Origin of the sequence: Runella salmonicolor (genome assembly GCF_024158025.1) — a bacterium.
Taxonomy (GTDB): Bacteria; Bacteroidota; Bacteroidia; order Cytophagales; family Spirosomataceae; genus Runella; species Runella salmonicolor.
The window spans coordinates 212,816-228,009 of record NZ_JAMZEL010000005.1 but is presented as its reverse complement, the minus strand read 5'-3'; the positions used below and the strand labels follow the sequence as shown (position 1 = coordinate 228,009).

Genomic DNA, 15,194 nt, shown 5'->3' with positions numbered 1-15,194 from the left:
AGACAATTTAAACATGATAAAATTACTACCTGCCTACTGCAAACTACCTACGCTAAAACTATTCGTCGGTAAACATATACCCCACACCTTTGAGCGTTCTGATGTAGGTTTCGCCTACTTTTTCCCGCACTTTTCGGATGTGCACGTCTACGGTTCGTTCGAGAACGTAAATATCAGCTCCCCAGATTTTTTGGAGCAATTCTTCTCTATTAAATACTTTGTTTGGGTGGTTGGCTAAGAAAAAGAGTAATTCAAACTCTTTTTTGGGCAAAACCACCGATTTATCGGCCTTAGTGACTGTGTAGTTTTTTCGGTTGATAGACAGACCCGCAATCTCAATCTGCGACTCAGGCTCGGCCTTTTGGGCCTCTCTTCTAAACAACGCATTGATACGACTCATCAAGGCCCGTGGCTTGATGGGTTTTGTAATGTAATCATCCGCGCCGATTTCGAAGGCGGCTACCTCCGAATACTCTTCCGAACGAGCGGTCAGAAACAAGAGATACGTGTTCCGAAAATCGGGAATGTCCCGCAACAGTCGGGCGGTTTCGATGCCGTCCATTTGGGGCATCATAATGTCGAGTACGACAAGCTCAGGAATGAAAGTACGGGCGATTTCCAACGCATTTTTTCCGTTGGAAGCCGTAGCTACTTCGTAGCCTTCTTTTTCCAAATTGTAAGCAAGAAGCTCGACAATATCCGGGTCGTCGTCGACGACTAATACTTTGTGTGCAATTTGAGCCGATTTAGCTGCGCTCATGGCATGGGAGTTGATTTCGAGGACGAAAGTACGAGACGTGTCAGGAATTTTAACACCGCTTATTCATTCTTAACACAAAGTTAACAGTAGATTTGTATAAATGGAAGGTTGAAAAAAGGTTATAAAAGGTAATTTCTTCACTTTCTAAGCATCTAAACGCTCCGGGGAAGGATTTGCTGCTTCATCCATCACTTTTGCCATCCGACCAATGAGTTTTTGCATCGAGCGCTCAATGACTTCGTATTCTACTTTTTCTTTGGCAATTAATACAAACGCAATGTAGGAAGGAGCGCGGTGTGCGGGTGTTTCAAAAAAAAGGTGTTTGTTTTTGCGATAAGCTTCGCGGCAGCGGCGGCGCAGGAGGTTGCGGTCAACAGCCCGCTTAAAATTTCGCTTCGAAATCGTAAACAGCACTTGAGGAAGTGCCTGTGCAGAAGGAGAAAGTTCGTAAAGGTAAAATACCTTAAAAGGAAAAAGGTAGGACGTTTGGGTTTCCGTGCTACCTTTTTCAAACAAACGGCCAATTACTTTTGGGCTGCTTAACCGTTCTATTTTTTGTAATGTCTGTCTCAATGTTTGAATCGTTTGAACTACTGCATTTGTTTGAGAAGCTTTCTTCAACTTTCAAACAAACAAACTCCCCAAACACGCAAACAAATTATTGCTTGTGACGTTTTTCGTCCGAAACTGTAAGTTTCCAACGGCCTTTTTTGCGACGAGCGGCCAACACCTTGCGGCCATTGGCTGATTCCATCCGCTCACGGAAACCGTGCTTGTTACGTCTTTTGCGGTTTGAAGGTTGATATGTACGTTTCATTTTTTTGACCTTTTATTTCTTGTAAATCCTTGATTTCAAAAGAGTCCGCAAAGGTACGGAAACTTCCAAAAGTTTACAAACTATTTTTTGATTGAACGGTCGAAATTTGGAAGGACTGTGAATTAATTGTTATTTCACGGGCATTAATTGAGCGGAGAAATACCGCGTTTGCTATGCCCAAAGCCCCCAAAAGTGCCTCTATTCTGTGGTTTCTTCTTTTTATCCTTGTCAGTGCGGCGGGATATGGCTTGGTGGGGTATCATTGGAAACGAACCCAAGCGGGAGAACTTATTCTGACATTTGGCGTATTATTTTTGATGTATGCCTTAGTTATTAGCCAAAAATGGGACAAAATCCAAACCCAAAAATGGATTTGGGGTGCCCTTGGCTTCCGCGTTTTACTGCTGTTTTCGATGCCCGCACTGTCCGACGATTATTTTCGGTTTATTTGGGATGGACGTTTGTTATCAGTGAGTTACAACCCCTATCTGTATCTACCTTCCGAAATAATCACTACTTCTGTCGCCGCCGATGCGCACCTAAACGCAGCGCTTTTTCAGGGGCTTAATTCTCCGAATTACTTCACGGTTTATCCACCCCTGAATCAATGGATGTTCGGGCTGTCGGCTTGGATGGCGGGCGATAGTGTGTTGCTCAACATTGTGGCGTTGCGGTCATTTATTCTTATGGCCGAGCTCGGGACTATTTACCTATTAACTACTTTCAGATTTCCTAAATATAAAGAAAAGGGCATTCAAAACGCGGTGCTGATTTACGCACTCAATCCATTCGTTATCATTGAATTGACGGGAAATTTGCATTTTGAAGCGGTGACGCTGTTTTGTGTTTTGTTGGCAGTGAGGTGGATTGACAGGCCGTTTCGTGGAGATAAATACAACGTCGGGTCGGCAGGAGCATTGGCAATGGGAGCCGCCGTAAAACTGTTGCCATTGATTTTTCTACCGCTTATTTTCAAACGATTTGGATTTCGTAAAGGCCTTGTCTATTGTGTAATCGTAGGTTTGATTTTAGTGACGTTGTTTGCTCCGTTCCTGAGCCGTGAACTGGTTGTCAATTTCGGCAAAAGCCTTGATTTGTACTTTCAGAAATTTGAATTCAACGCCAGCTTTTACTATTTGTTCCGCAAGGTGGGTTATTGGATTACGGGTTATAATATCATCCATTTATTGGGCCCGTTGCTGTCGTTGGTGACGTTGGGTTGTATTGCCCAAATAGCGTTTCAGCGTCGAAGTTTACCCGAAAAAATGCTGCTGGTGCTGACCGTTTATTTTTTGTGCGCCACGACCGTCCATCCTTGGTATATCACTACCTTGGTGGCTTTGGGGGCGCTCACTGGGCGTTGGTACCCCGTGGTTTGGTCGGCGTTATTGCCGCTTACTTACGTTGCGTACGCTTCGCAGCCTTATGAAGAAAACCTGCGGATTGTGGCGCTTGAGTATATCCTGGTGATTGGCTGTCTGGTGTATGAGCTATTCGTGAAAGGGATTGATTGGAACGCTCCAACAAAGGATGTTTAGTGTTCAGGCTTAATTTTTTCCTGAAAAAACTTGACCCGTAAATTCGTTGAATCGGCGGGCGCTTCGTAATTGAGCCACAGGTAAGACGCGCGGGTATCTTTGGGTAAAAACAGCAAACCGCGTACTGATTCGCCCACAGGCAAGGTGGTTTTGCGGAGTGCCATGTCTTGCCAATTTGCTCGTTCATGTTGCAATTGGTCGGTGCGTATTTTTTGAAGCTGTACGTCAGCAATCTGCTTTTGAATGATAAAATTGTACGCCTGCGCATGATTGTAGCGATTGTTGGCCTGTTGCTTCCATGAGCGGTCGTTGCGATTTGAACTGTGAATATCGCTCGCAATAGTCGCCACTAACATCACCCCATTAAAAATAGATGCCGCGACTAAGCGTTGTTTTTGGCGTTTTATTTCCAGGGTTGCCTGTTCAATTTTTTGCTCTGGGTCGGTAGCGCGGTACGTGGCGGCGTACGGAGAATTCGTTTTTTTGAGTAAGGTGTCGCTTTTTTCTTCAAAAGGAAAATAAGTGAAATCGTTGGGGTCAACCAATAATGGGGCGCTAGTTCGGTTTTTGATTTCGACATCCAATACCAAATGATGCGGATCTTCAAACTCGTAGGAAGCCACCAATACCACCCCGTTTTGCTCCACCCGCGTCACCTCACGTCCATCAATCCAGGCGATGTCGCCCGAAGCAGGGCGTAAATGATAAAAGCTTGGGGTACAACCCGCCAGCCAGACAAGGCTCGCGCATAAAAGAATGTTCAGTTTGTTTTTCATGGCAGGAATGATACTTTTTTGTTCTGGATGAACGATTGATGGTTTCAAAATCAATCGTCTTGCTGTTTGACAAAAATAGATATTCACTCCGCTGTTTCAAACAGATTTTTGATAAACGGTTACGACTGCACAAAGGGCAGCAACAGTTCATATACTTTATGCAAAGGCAGACCCATAATGGTATAAAAAGAACCTTCAATGCGATTGATTCCCATCATGCCAATCCATTCTTGTACACCGTAAGCACCTGCTTTGTCGAAGGGGCGATAATGCTGAATATAATACTCAATTTCGGCGTCGGTAAGGGTTTTAAACTCTACCTTGGCTACATCGCTGACGGTTTGGTAACCACGGCTGCTCAACAGACAAATGCCCGTAATGACCTCGTGGCTGCGTCCTGAAAGCTGCTGGAGCATGGCTTTGGCTTCGATGGCGTTGGCGGGTTTGTTGAGAATCATGTTGTCTACCACCACAATCGTATCGGCACAGAGGACGAGGCGGTCGCTCAAATCTGACTCAAATTGGGCTGCTTTGTGTTTGGCCAAATACCCCGCCACTTCGGCGGCGGGCATATCGGCGGGAAAAAGCTCATCGGTGGGGCGAACCTCAACGGTAAAATCAAACCCCAACTCACGCAACAATTGCTGACGGCGCGGAGAGTTGGAGGCAAGAACGAGGGGGTGGGTGAGCAGCAGCATTTAAATAGTAGGCGTTAGATTTTCTCCTTGTGCATCAGCGTAGCCACGCCTTTGGTGGTGATTTTATTGGTAGTTACATCAAAAACTTCGCCCAAAATCTCACCCGTATGTTTTTCAGGATTGAGCGTGATGACCGTAAATTTTACTTTGTAATCGGTATCCACAAACATCGGTCGCAGAAACTGGAAAGTTTGTCCGACGTAGATGGAGCCGTAGCCTGGAAACTTTGTGCCGATTACTTTGGTGAATACGCTCGCGCCCAGCATTCCGTGAATGATGGGTCGTTTGAAGGGCGTCGTGGCGGCGTATTCGGGGTCTAAATGCAACGGATTGTCGTCGCCGGTGAGTTGGGCAAAGGCAATAACATCATCTTGAGAAAAACGGAATTCGTATTCGTAGGTATCGCCGAGGGAAAGTTTCATAGAAGTTGGGTTTTAGCGTTTGATAAAAATATGGTTTTATAATGACCCCGTTTTTCCACCGTCAACGGGAATATTAATGCCGCTTATGGCGGCGGCGGCTGGACTGCACAAAAATGCCACGGCGGCGGCTACTTCTTCAGGCTCAGCAAAACGCCCGATTGGAATTTCGGATTGGAGCTGGTCTGCCACTTCGTCAACGGTTTTTCCTGTTGCTTCAGCCCGCAATTTATTGACGGTGTCCAAACGCCCCGTTTTGGTGTAGCCCGGCAAAACGTTATTGACCGTAATGCCGAATTTGCCAATCTCCAATGATAGGGTTTTGGCCCAACTCGCCACGGCCCAGCGGATGGTATTAGAAACCCCTAACCCTACAATCGGCTGTTTGACCGACGTCGAAATGATGTTTACAATGCGCCCGAAACCCGCTTTTTTCATGGCTGGAACAACCGCCTGCGCCAATACCTGATTATTGACGAGGTGCATTTCAAAGGTCTTCATAAATTGCTCTGGAGTCGCATCAATGATGGGGCCGCCCGTTGGGCCTCCTGTGTTGTTGATGAGAATGTGAACTTCTGGAAACGTCGCCAAATAGGTGTCAATGGCGCTTTTTACGTTTTCTGGATTGGAAAAATCAGCCACAATATAACGGTGCGTTTGCCTTTTGCTCACGTCCAACGTACTGAGTGTTTGTTGCAATGCGGCTTCATTGCGCGCCATAAGCGTTACATTGGCACCCATCAGGGCCAATTCTACCGCCGATGCGCGCCCGATACCTTGCGTACTGCCGCAGACAATGGCGGTTTTTTGGGTTAAATCAAGATTCATAGCTAGTGGCCCAATTTTTTGGGCTGTTTTACGGGTGGAAATCCTTTTGGCTAAAAATTAAGTATGTATTCTAAAACGTATGCTGCTTTGATTTCTGAAAACGTTTTCTGCTGATGGTGAATTATTTGCTTTGTGACATTGTACTAACATCATATCAATCATACCTCTCAACTTCTTAAAACTATGCGCTGTTTTGCTTTAATTGTTTTTTTAGTGATGGCAGTATTTAGTAGCTGTACCGCTACGCCCACGTCTACTGCGGCCCCCGTTGACCACGCGGCTTGGGACAAACTTCTGAAAAAACACGTAAACGACAAAGGTTTTGTCAATTACACTGCATTCAAAAAAGATTACGCCGAACTTAAAAAATACCTAGATATGCTCAGTGCGAGCGCTCCCAACGACAAATGGAGCAAAGATGAGCAGTTGGCGTACTGGATTAATGCCTACAATGCATTTACGATTCAGTTGATACTAGACAATTATCCGGGTATCACGAGCATCAAAGACATTGGCTCAAAAATCAAGATTCCGTTTGTTAATACCCCTTGGGATATAAAATTTATTACCATTGGCGGTACAAAAATGGATTTGAATAACATCGAACACGGGATTATCCGTAAAAAATTTGATGAGCCTCGGATTCACTTTGCGCTGGTGTGCGCGGCCAAATCGTGCCCGCCGTTGCGCAACGAAGCATTTGTGGCGGAGCGTTTGGATAAGCAGTTGGATGAGCAAGGACGGGATTTTATCAACGATAAAACCAAGAATAACGTCACTAAAAACAAGGCAGATTTATCGAAAATTTTGTCTTGGTACGGGGGAGATTTTACGAAGACAATGCCCATTATTGATTGGGTAAATAAATATTCAACGGTAAAAGCCGACAAAAAAGCCAGCGTTACGCACATGGATTACGACTGGGATTTGAACGGAAAATAATTGATAGCTTCCCGAAAGTAGTCAACTTTCGGGAAGCTAAATCTTCGATTATGCTTTTACCGCTACTGGTTTTAAGTCGGTAAGGTCGGCAATTTTGACGGGTTGGCCCGTCTTCATGCTTTTACGAGCACCGATTCCTACCAAAATGGCCATTGCTCCGTCGCGGCTTCCTGCCGATTGGCGGAAGGTGTCTGCTGCGTTGGGGTTGCGGAAAATCTTATCTCGTAAGCGCGCATCGCCGCCGCCGTGCCCTTCGGCTTGCGGAATTTTGATGTATTCTACTTCGCCAAAATTCTTGGAAAGCATCAATTCATCGTAGGGTTCACGCGTCATTTTTCCTGATTCTTTAACCCACGCTTCCAAACGCCCTTTGGTGCCGTTGAACGCGATTCTGTAGCCTTCATACGGCGAATAGGTCGTTAGAGAATAGCTCACGTTCACGCCGTTGGCGTAGTGAATCGTGGCCGCCATTTTATCATAAATATTGATGTCTTCTTTGAATACACAGCCGTCGCGGTGGTAGCCGTCGTATTTTTCATTGTCCACGTACAGGGCAGTGAGGCGTTTGTCTTTGGTGACGTCAAAATAAAACTTACACTCGGCTTTATGCGCACAGCTGCGGCAGTTGGTGCCTCTTATGGTGCCATTTTTGCCATAGTGTTCCAACGCTCCTTGGGCATACACGCTTTCGGGCTCAGATTCTAGCCACCAGTTCAATAAGTCAAAATGGTGACTTGCTTTGTGTACCCAAAGCGAACCGCTTTTCTCTTCCAAACGGTGCCAACGGCGGAAATAATCGGCTCCGTGGCTGGTGTCAAGATACCAGTGAAAATCCACGGAAGTAACTTTCCCGATGGCTCCTTCGCGCAGCAGTTCGTATAGTTTTTGGCGGTGTGGCGAATAACGGTAGTTGAACGTCACCGTTACTTTTTTGCCTGTGCGTCTTTCGGCGTCCAAAATGGCCTGGCATTTACCTTCGTCGGTGGTCATGGGTTTTTCCGTCACAATGTCGGCTCCCATTTCCATGCCTTTGATGATAAATTGGTCGTGGGTGGCGTCAACGGTGGTGACGATGAGGATGTCAGGTTTGGTTTCCCGCATCATTTTTTCAAAATCGGTGAACAGCGGGCAAGTCACATTCAGCATTTTACGGGCGGTTTCGGCGCGGCCAGGGTTGATGTCGCAAAGCCCCACAAACTCGATGACGTCGCTAAATTCTTTGACCACTGCTACGCCCCACATACTCGTACCACGGTGGCCAGTACCTACCATTGCTACTTTGCGTTTGGCCGAAGTACCGCTTGCAAATACGGAAGCAGAGGCCAACACGCCCGCGCTGGCCAAGGTTGATTTTTGTAAAAACTCCCGTCGATTAAGGGTTTCTTGAAAATTATTCATGTGTGAAAGTTTTGATTTACAATAGGTTATTATTTTGCTTATTTGAATCAATCCATGTGAAAAACGCACTCTAAAGACGTACTCACGGGCGAATTGTCGGGATTGGTGTCCATAATATCAGCCATGTATGCCCACCATTTTTTTACGATGGGGAGTTGGGGCAAATCATTGGCGGTATTGTTTTCCGTTAGTTTCTGAACGGCAAACAGCACGCCCGTAGTACGGTCGAGATAAATTGAATAGTCGCTTACTCCAGCTTCGGTCAGTGCTGCCGAAAGTTCGGGCCAGATTTCGTCGTGACGTTTTTTGTATTCGTCCTCAAAACCAGGTTTGAGTTTCATCAAAAAGGCAATTTTTTGCATGGTATCGGATGGATTACTTTAAAAGTGGCAAGGCGTTTATAACACAAATAGAAAAGGATGTTTTGAACCAACCCTCCTGTACTTATATGGCTTGAAATTAATTTCTATTCGCAAAAATTCTTATTTGTAATATATTTTATAAAATATAGGTTTAAATAAAAAATATTTTATAAAATCGCATTGTTTTTAAACCATACTACCTAACAATGAAGCAGATTTTTGTCGGATTATTGATTGTGTTGACGGTCCAACTCAATGCTCAAGTTTCAATCATTCCCAAACCGCAACTCCTCCAACTTCATACGGGAGAATTTACCCTGACGCCCTCCACGGCGATTCAGACCGCCCCTGAGGTGAAAGCAGAAGAAGTGGTTCGTTTTTTGGTCGAATCGGTCAAGGCACAAACGGGAATACAACTCTTGCCCAACGCCAAATCGTTGCCTTTTATTTATCTTAAATCAGATGCCTCTCTGCAAAACGATGAAGCCTATCGCCTCACGGTTACTGCTGAGCGCATTTTGATTGAGGCCAAAACCAATCAGGGGTTTTTCTGGGCGGTGCAGTCATTGCGTCAATTGTTGCCTTTTCAGAAAACGACTTCGGCCAAAATTCCTTGTCTGATGATGGAAGATGCGCCTAGTTTTCGGTGGCGCGGGCATATGATGGACGTAGCGCGGCATTTCTTTCCCGTAAGTTTTATCAAAAAGCAATTGGATTTGATGTCGTTATATAAACTCAATATTTTTCATTGGCACCTGACCGACGACCAAGGCTGGCGCATCGAAATCAAAAAATATCCTAAACTAACTTCCGTAGGCGCGTGGCGAAAAGAGCCCGATGGTAGCATACACGGTGGTTTTTATACCCAAGCCGAAATTAAAGAAGTGGTAGAATATGCCCGCCGTCGCAACATCACGGTGATTCCAGAAATCGAAATGCCGGGCCATTGCGTTGCGGCGTTGGTGGCTTATCCCGAATTGGCCTGTACCAATGAAAAACGAGTGGTTCCCAACAGTTGGGGTGTTTTCGGGGATGTGTTTTGCGTTGGTAAAGAGAACGTGTACGTGTTTTTGCAAAACGTACTGGATGAAGTTATGCCGCTGTTTCCGAGTCGCTATGTTCACATTGGTGGCGATGAAGTGCCCAAAACTGCGTGGCAGGCTTCGCCCGAATGTCAGGCGTTAATGAAAGCCCAAGGCTTAAAAGATGAACATGAATTGCAGAGTTATTTCATAAAACGCATTCAAAAATACCTGCAATCCAAAGGAAAAACGCTCATTGGGTGGGACGAAATCTTGGAAGGCGGAGCCGACAAAGACGCCATTGTGGAAGTGTGGCGGGGCGAAGCCGAAGGCCGAAAAGCACTGGCAAACGGCAATCGGATTATCCACGCAGGGCCTTATTATTTCGACTCTCCCAACGCCAATTTGACCCTCAAAAAAGTCTACGAGTACGATAACCTCAGCGACCCAGCCTACCGACAAAACAGCACTCAAGTTTGGGGAGCGGAGTGTCCATTGTGGACCGAGCGCGTCACGACTTACAACGCCGAATATATGTTGTATCCTAGAATGTTGGCATTTAGCGAAAGCCTTTGGAACAACGGTACGCGCAATTTTGAGGAGTTTCGGGCCCGAGTGCAGCAGCATTATCCCATTCTGACGACCCTAAAAGTAGCCTACGGTGCCGAAGACAAAAGCTTGATTGATACCAAAATAGAATTTGACGCGGCTCATAAATCATGGTCGCTGCGCAGTTATTTGGGCATGAAAGACTTAGCCATTCGGTACACCCTCAACGGCACCAAGCCCACCGCTCAGTCGCCCAAGGCGCAGGAAGTTTTGACGGTAACGAAGCCCGGCAAGATTACGTTTGCGCCGTTTAGGGGAGATAAACAGTACCGCGACGCTCAAAGCTACCAAATCATTGAAAATAAGGCCGTGGCCAAAAAGACCATTTGGAATAGTAAACCCGATGCGCAGTACGCCAAACCCGGTGAATACGGTTTGGTGGATGGCTTGAAAGGAGGAGAATCTTTTGGCGACGGAGTTTGGATGGGTTGGTCGGGGCGGCCTGTGGATGCAGTGGTTGATATGGGTGAAAAAACAACGTTCCGTTCGGTAAAAATTGATTTTATTCAGGAAGCAAAATCATGGATTTTGTTGCCTAAAAGCGTCAAAATCTCCGCTTCTGACGATGGTATAATCTTTACAACCCTTATTGAGAAAACCTTTGACGTGAAGCCCTTATTGGATGGAATCGTGAAAGAAACGGTGGGCTATGAGTCGAAGCAGCCTATTCAAAAAAGATACTTGAAAGTAGAAGCGATTCCGTATGGCAAACTCCCCGCTGGGCACAATGGCGCTGGCGGTGAAGCTTGGCTTTTTACGGATGAATTGGTCGTTAACTAACTATATATTAAAGTCTTTCCAAGGTCTTGAAACCTTGGAAAGACTTCGTTATTACCACAAGTGATGCACTTGCGGCTTAATATATTTTTCGTAAATATCGTTGACGGCCGCGAGTTGTTCCGCGCTCAAATTAGGGATGCGCAATGCTTCCAAGTTGGCAGTGGCCTGTTCGGGATTGGAGGCCCCGGGAATAATCGTGCTGACGGCCGCAAATTGTAATATCCAACGCAAGGCAACGGGTGCGAGGTTGGCGTAGGTGGGGAAAACGCCCTTTAGTTCTTCTACTGCCACTAGGCCAGTTTCGTAATCAATGCCCGAGAAGGTTTCTCCTTTGTCAAATCGTTCGCCGTTACGGTTAAAGAAACGATGGTCGCCTTCTGTAAATGAAGAACTTTTAGAAAACTTTCCTGTGAGCAGGCCGCTCGCCAGCGGTACCCGTACAATGACGCCCACGTTGCGTTTCTGCGCTTGTTCAAAAAACAGCTCGGCAGGACGCTGACGAAACATGTTGAAAATGATTTGTACCGTCGTAACGTTTTCGTATTCAATGCCTTTAAGGGCTTCTTCTACTTTTTCGACGCTGATGCCTAAGTTCAGGATTTTCCCTTCGTCTTTCAGGCGGTCAAACAATTCAAAGATTTCAGGACGGTAATACACTTCCGTGGGTGGGCAGTGGAGTTGAATCAAATCGAGGGTTTCGAGGCCCATGTTTTGAAGGCTGTCTTCCACGAATTTGCGTAGCACCGCTGGCTGATAGGCTTCGCTGATGTGCGGGCTGAGCTGACGTCCGCATTTGGTGGCTACATAAATCCGCTCGGAGCGGCTTTTTACAAATTTGCCTACGGCTTTTTCGCTTTCTCCCGCGCCGTACACGTCGGCCGTATCTATGAAGTTAATGCCTGCATCAACGGCGGCGTGCAGGATTTTCTCGGCGTTGTCGTGGCTGAAATCGTCGCCCCATTTGCCGCCTACCTGCCACGTACCGAGGCTGATTTCTGAAATGTCAAATCCTGTCTTTCCTAATCTTCGATAATTCATCAGTAATTAATTTTAATGGTCCGCTTCAAGTTTACTATTTAATAGGTTGTCGCGGAAATTTCTACTTACTCATTTTAACGGGAGTGGATTTTTAGGAACTAAATGGGGCATTGCTTTGTAATTTATATGTATCTACATATATTTATTGTAGAATTGATTTTGCACCGCAAAATGAAAAGAAACGAATTTATAAAAAGTGCCCTGGGAGGGGCTATTGCGATGGAATCGTTAAAAGATTTGTATAAATGGAACGAACAACTGGCCGTTAAAGACAGCCTGATGCCGATGTTGTTTGTGGGGCATGGCTCGCCCATGAACGGTATTGAAAACAATGAATTCAGTCAAAACTGGAAGAAATTTGGGACCGAAATTCCTGTACCTACGGCCGTATTGGTTGTGTCGGCACACTGGTATATCCCTAGCACCAAGGTAACGGCCATGAATGCTCCTCGTACGATTCACGATTTCGGGGGCTTTCCCAAGGCGCTGTTTGATGTCCAATATCCCGTGCCGGGCAGCCCAGCGCTGGCCCAAGAAACCGCGTCGCTGATTCATAAAACAAAGGTAGGACTCGACCATGAATGGGGCCTCGACCACGGTACTTGGACGGTGGTGCGACACATGTACCCCAAAGCCAATATTCCCGTTTTGCAGTTGAGTATCGACTACACAAAGCCACCGCGCTATCACTATGAGTTGGCAAAAGAACTAGCGGCGTTGCGCAAAAAAGGCGTACTGATTATCGGTAGTGGCAACATGGTTCATAACCTTCGCATCCTCGACTGGCACCTGAGTGATAAAGGATACGATTGGGCGATTGAAATGAACGAGACTCTTAAATCATTGATTATCAAGAATGAACATGATGCGCTGATTAACTACGAGCGTTTGGGGCAAGCAGGAAAACTGTCCATTCCTACGCCAGAACACTATCTGCCGCTGTTGTATATTTTGGGACTTAAAGAAGAGAAAGACAAAGTAAGCTTCTTCAACGATAAAACCATGTTAGGGGCTATTTCCATGACTTCGGTGAAAGTAGGGTAAATAGCATCATTAATCGCCAAAAATGCGCTCGTGTGTCAGAGAATGAGCGCATTTTTGGTTTATGAAAGGGTTGGTGAGGGGTTTATCAATACACTATTTACTTCAAAAGAAAAAAGGTATTTTTGTTGGTATTCCAACCCTCTACCCATGAATAACGCAAAACTACCGATTGATAAGACCGACAATTATACTTCTGAAATAGCACAGGCGCGTCGGACGTTTGTGACTGAGAAAACAGGAGTTGATTTTCAGCACCTTGCGCAATATTCGTTTGAGCCGTCGGTGCTAAAAGGCAATATCGAAAACTTTGCGGGCGTTGCGCAAGTACCCATTGGCTTCGCTGGGCCGCTAAAAGTGCTCGGCGAATACGCCCAAGGCGATTTTTACGTGCCTTTGGCTACGACGGAGGGGACCTTGGTGGCGAGCTACAACCGTGGTATGAAGCTTTGCCGCGAAGCGGGGGGCATTACCACCACCGTCATGGACGACGCCATGCAGCGCGCACCCTTGTTTGTCTTCAAAAATGCCCGTTATTCAAAGGCGTTCGGAGAATGGGTAACCGCTCATTTTAACGAATTAAAAACCAAAGCGGAAGAAACAACGTCGGTCGGGAAACTGATTGATATTGAGCAGTATACCGTTGGTAAACTTCATTGGCTGCGCTTTAATTATTCTACGGGCGATGCCGCTGGGCAAAACATGGTGACCAAAGCCACGCACCGAGCCTGTCATTGGGTGTTTGACCAAAACATCGAAGGGTTGGAGCATTTCACGATGGCCGCCAACATGGATACCGACAAGAAACATTCGCACCTAAATACCCTCCAAACGCGCGGTAAACGCGTGGTAGCGGAGATTACGCTTCCGAACGAATTGCTGCAAGGTATCATGCACGTAAGTAGTGAAGCGCTATTTAAGCAGCGACAATATTCAAACGCGGGGTCGATGTTATCCAATGCTGTCAGCAACGGGTCACATTTTGCCAATGGAATCACAGCTATTTTTATCGCTACCGGACAAGACGTTGCCAACGTTGCCGAGTCCTCAGCGGGCATCGTTTATGTAGAATTGAAACCCAACGGAGATTACTATTTTTCCGTTACTATTCCTTCCCTTATTGTAGCAACTTACGGCGGTGGAACGGGTTTGCCTACGCAACGAGAGTGTTTGCAAATGATGGATTGCTATGGTGCGGGAAAAGTGAATAAATTAGCTGAAATTGTGGCCGCAACGGTGCTTTGCGGTGAGTTGTCACTGGGCGCGGCCATCGTGGCCAACGAATGGGTCAGCAGTCACGAGCAATACGGCCGCAATCGTTAAAATACATCATTCTCACTCCTGAATATTGACTTCTAACTCCTGAAATCATGTATCAAGACATTCTTTTTTCGCAAGCCGACGGCATTGCCCGCATCACGTTCAATCGGCCATCGGTGCTCAACGCCCTCAGTCCTAATCTCATCGCCGAGCTCACCGACGCGACCCAAAAAGTAGCTTTGGACGAATCTGTCAAAGTACTCATCGTGACGGGTACGGGCAGAGCGTGGTCGGCTGGAGTAGATTTAAAAGCCCTCAACGAAAGTATTCAGGGCGGGCATTTCTCCAATTTTGAAGTGATGGAAATGGGCGTTGCGTTTATTTTGGCGCTTCAATCCATGCCTCAAGTGACCATCGCGCAGGTAAATGGACATTGCTACACTGGGGCGACGGAATTGATGATGGCATTCGACTTGGTCTATGCCGCCGACGAGGCACAAATTGGCGATACGCACACCAAATGGGGCATTGCTCCCAAGTGGGGAATGACTCAGCGATTGCAACAAAAAGTAGGTTTGATGAAGGCCATGGAAATGTCGTTTACGGCGCAACCCGTGTCGGGGAAAGAAGCCGAGCGAATTGGTTTAGTCAATAAATCGGTGCCGTTGGCGGAGTTGGAAGCCACCGTGAATCAAGTAGCGGGAAAAATCATTGGAAACTCGGCCCAGACCATTGCCGCTATGAAAAAGATGTACTATTTCGGGGCCCATCACGGCCTGCATCGTGGCTTGGAATACGAATGGGACGCCGATTTTAAAATCACGGACCGAGAAGAGTTTTTAAGGAATTTTGAGAAGAATAAATAACCATTACCTTGTTATAAAGGTGAAATTACTCATCGTATTC

Annotated in this window: 16 protein-coding genes; 6 read left to right on the top strand and 10 right to left on the bottom strand. The window is 46.3% G+C overall.

The annotated features are described in order from the left end of the window. Nucleotides 1–58 precede the first annotated feature (58 nt). The 3 genes from NCI00_RS14410 to rpmH all read right to left on the bottom strand — a co-directional run bounded on the left by NCI00_RS14410 (nt 59) and on the right by rpmH (nt 1,577). Nucleotides 59–760 (bottom strand): response regulator transcription factor, encoded by a 702-nt coding sequence (locus NCI00_RS14410; RefSeq protein WP_114463326.1) that lies wholly within the window; start codon nt 758–760, stop codon nt 59–61. Between the two features lie 144 nt (nt 761–904). Next, a complete protein-coding gene (gene rnpA / locus NCI00_RS14405; RefSeq protein ID WP_253528663.1) occupies nt 905–1,333 on the bottom strand; it encodes a ribonuclease P protein component in 429 nt (142 codons plus the stop codon). Between the two features lie 85 nt (nt 1,334–1,418). Beyond that, nucleotides 1,419–1,577 (bottom strand): 50S ribosomal protein L34, encoded by a 159-nt coding sequence (rpmH, locus tag NCI00_RS14400; RefSeq protein ID WP_013927159.1) that lies wholly within the window; start codon nt 1,575–1,577, stop codon nt 1,419–1,421. 173 nt (nt 1,578–1,750) lie between these two features. Here rpmH and NCI00_RS14395 point away from each other — a divergent pair, with 173 nt between their 5' ends. After that, the gene (locus NCI00_RS14395; RefSeq protein WP_253528662.1) at nt 1,751–3,115 is read left to right on the top strand and encodes an MptA/MptB family glycosyltransferase; all 1,365 of its coding nucleotides are present in this window, start codon (nt 1,751–1,753) and stop codon (nt 3,113–3,115) included. Here the strand turns inward: NCI00_RS14395 and NCI00_RS14390 are convergent. From NCI00_RS14390 to NCI00_RS14375, 4 genes are all read right to left on the bottom strand, one after another. Beyond that, on the bottom strand, nt 3,112–3,891 hold the full coding sequence (locus tag NCI00_RS14390) for a hypothetical protein (protein WP_253528661.1): 780 nt from the start codon (nt 3,889–3,891) through the stop codon (nt 3,112–3,114). The genes NCI00_RS14395 and NCI00_RS14390 overlap by 4 nt on opposite strands. Nucleotides 3,892–4,010: 119 nt before the next feature. After that, nucleotides 4,011–4,589, bottom strand: coding sequence for a Maf family protein (locus NCI00_RS14385; RefSeq protein WP_253528660.1), 579 nt, complete (start codon nt 4,587–4,589; stop codon nt 4,011–4,013). A 14-nt stretch (nt 4,590–4,603) separates the two neighbouring features. Next, entirely contained in the window at nt 4,604–5,011 is a 408-nt protein-coding gene (locus tag NCI00_RS14380; protein WP_114463330.1) for a MaoC family dehydratase, read from the bottom strand. Between the two features lie 36 nt (nt 5,012–5,047). Next, nucleotides 5,048–5,836, bottom strand: coding sequence for an SDR family oxidoreductase (locus NCI00_RS14375; protein WP_253528657.1), 789 nt, complete (start codon nt 5,834–5,836; stop codon nt 5,048–5,050). A gap of 216 nt (nt 5,837–6,052) precedes the next feature. Here NCI00_RS14375 and NCI00_RS14370 point away from each other — a divergent pair, with 216 nt between their 5' ends. Then, nucleotides 6,053–6,778 carry a DUF547 domain-containing protein gene (locus NCI00_RS14370; protein ID WP_253528654.1) on the top strand — a complete coding sequence of 242 codons (726 nt, stop codon included), beginning with the start codon at nt 6,053–6,055 and terminating at the stop codon, nt 6,776–6,778. 48 nt (nt 6,779–6,826) lie between these two features. Here the strand turns inward: NCI00_RS14370 and NCI00_RS14365 are convergent, their stop codons facing one another. Then, nucleotides 6,827–8,176 (bottom strand): Gfo/Idh/MocA family protein, encoded by a 1,350-nt coding sequence (locus NCI00_RS14365; RefSeq protein WP_253528652.1) that lies wholly within the window; start codon nt 8,174–8,176, stop codon nt 6,827–6,829. Nucleotides 8,177–8,223: 47 nt separating this feature from the next. Then, on the bottom strand, nt 8,224–8,538 hold the full coding sequence (gene rhaM / locus NCI00_RS14360; protein ID WP_253528651.1) for an L-rhamnose mutarotase: 315 nt from the start codon (nt 8,536–8,538) through the stop codon (nt 8,224–8,226). Nucleotides 8,539–8,744: 206 nt separating this feature from the next. Between rhaM and NCI00_RS14355 the strand changes: the two genes are divergently transcribed. Continuing rightward, nucleotides 8,745–10,949, top strand: a complete 2,205-nt coding sequence (locus tag NCI00_RS14355) for a glycoside hydrolase family 20 protein (RefSeq protein WP_253528649.1) — start codon at nt 8,745–8,747, stop codon at nt 10,947–10,949. 51 nt (nt 10,950–11,000) lie between these two features. On the opposite strand, the gene NCI00_RS14350 is transcribed toward NCI00_RS14355, so the two are convergent. Further along, nucleotides 11,001–11,987: an aldo/keto reductase gene (locus NCI00_RS14350; RefSeq protein WP_253528648.1), complete on the bottom strand. Its 987-nt coding sequence runs from the start codon at nt 11,985–11,987 to the stop codon at nt 11,001–11,003. A gap of 219 nt (nt 11,988–12,206) precedes the next feature. On the opposite strand from NCI00_RS14350, the gene ygiD reads away from it, so the two are divergent. The 3 genes from ygiD to NCI00_RS14335 all read left to right on the top strand — a co-directional run bounded on the left by ygiD (nt 12,207) and on the right by NCI00_RS14335 (nt 15,154). After that, nucleotides 12,207–13,031, top strand: a complete 825-nt coding sequence (gene ygiD, locus NCI00_RS14345) for a 4,5-DOPA-extradiol-dioxygenase (RefSeq protein ID WP_445508842.1) — start codon at nt 12,207–12,209, stop codon at nt 13,029–13,031. A gap of 147 nt (nt 13,032–13,178) precedes the next feature. Next, nucleotides 13,179–14,351 carry a hydroxymethylglutaryl-CoA reductase gene (locus NCI00_RS14340; RefSeq protein WP_253528646.1) on the top strand — a complete coding sequence of 391 codons (1,173 nt, stop codon included), beginning with the start codon at nt 13,179–13,181 and terminating at the stop codon, nt 14,349–14,351. Between the two features lie 47 nt (nt 14,352–14,398). Further along, nucleotides 14,399–15,154: an enoyl-CoA hydratase/isomerase family protein gene (locus NCI00_RS14335; RefSeq protein WP_253528645.1), complete on the top strand. Its 756-nt coding sequence runs from the start codon at nt 14,399–14,401 to the stop codon at nt 15,152–15,154. Nucleotides 15,155–15,194: the final 40 nt, after the last annotated feature.

Excerpts from the sequence above, each read along its gene's own strand:
- NCI00_RS14410 (WP_114463326.1), bottom strand. The coding sequence starts at position 760 with ATGAGCGCAGCTAAATCGGCTCAAATTGCACACAAAGTATTAGTCGTC.
- rpmH (WP_013927159.1), bottom strand. The coding sequence starts at position 1,577 with ATGAAACGTACATATCAACCTTCAAACCGCAAAAGACGTAACAAGCAC.
- NCI00_RS14395 (WP_253528662.1), top strand. The coding sequence starts at position 1,751 with ATGCCCAAAGCCCCCAAAAGTGCCTCTATTCTGTGGTTTCTTCTTTTT.
- NCI00_RS14390 (WP_253528661.1), bottom strand. The coding sequence starts at position 3,891 with ATGAAAAACAAACTGAACATTCTTTTATGCGCGAGCCTTGTCTGGCTG.
- NCI00_RS14385 (WP_253528660.1), bottom strand. The coding sequence starts at position 4,589 with ATGCTGCTGCTCACCCACCCCCTCGTTCTTGCCTCCAACTCTCCGCGC.
- NCI00_RS14380 (WP_114463330.1), bottom strand. The coding sequence starts at position 5,011 with ATGAAACTTTCCCTCGGCGATACCTACGAATACGAATTCCGTTTTTCT.
- NCI00_RS14375 (WP_253528657.1), bottom strand. The coding sequence starts at position 5,836 with ATGAATCTTGATTTAACCCAAAAAACCGCCATTGTCTGCGGCAGTACG.
- NCI00_RS14370 (WP_253528654.1), top strand. The coding sequence starts at position 6,053 with ATGGCAGTATTTAGTAGCTGTACCGCTACGCCCACGTCTACTGCGGCC.
- NCI00_RS14365 (WP_253528652.1), bottom strand. The coding sequence starts at position 8,176 with ATGAATAATTTTCAAGAAACCCTTAATCGACGGGAGTTTTTACAAAAA.
- rhaM (WP_253528651.1), bottom strand. The coding sequence starts at position 8,538 with ATGCAAAAAATTGCCTTTTTGATGAAACTCAAACCTGGTTTTGAGGAC.
- NCI00_RS14355 (WP_253528649.1), top strand. The coding sequence starts at position 8,745 with ATGAAGCAGATTTTTGTCGGATTATTGATTGTGTTGACGGTCCAACTC.
- NCI00_RS14350 (WP_253528648.1), bottom strand. The coding sequence starts at position 11,987 with ATGAATTATCGAAGATTAGGAAAGACAGGATTTGACATTTCAGAAATC.
- ygiD (WP_445508842.1), top strand. The coding sequence starts at position 12,207 with ATGGAATCGTTAAAAGATTTGTATAAATGGAACGAACAACTGGCCGTT.
- NCI00_RS14340 (WP_253528646.1), top strand. The coding sequence starts at position 13,179 with ATGAATAACGCAAAACTACCGATTGATAAGACCGACAATTATACTTCT.
- NCI00_RS14335 (WP_253528645.1), top strand. The coding sequence starts at position 14,399 with ATGTATCAAGACATTCTTTTTTCGCAAGCCGACGGCATTGCCCGCATC.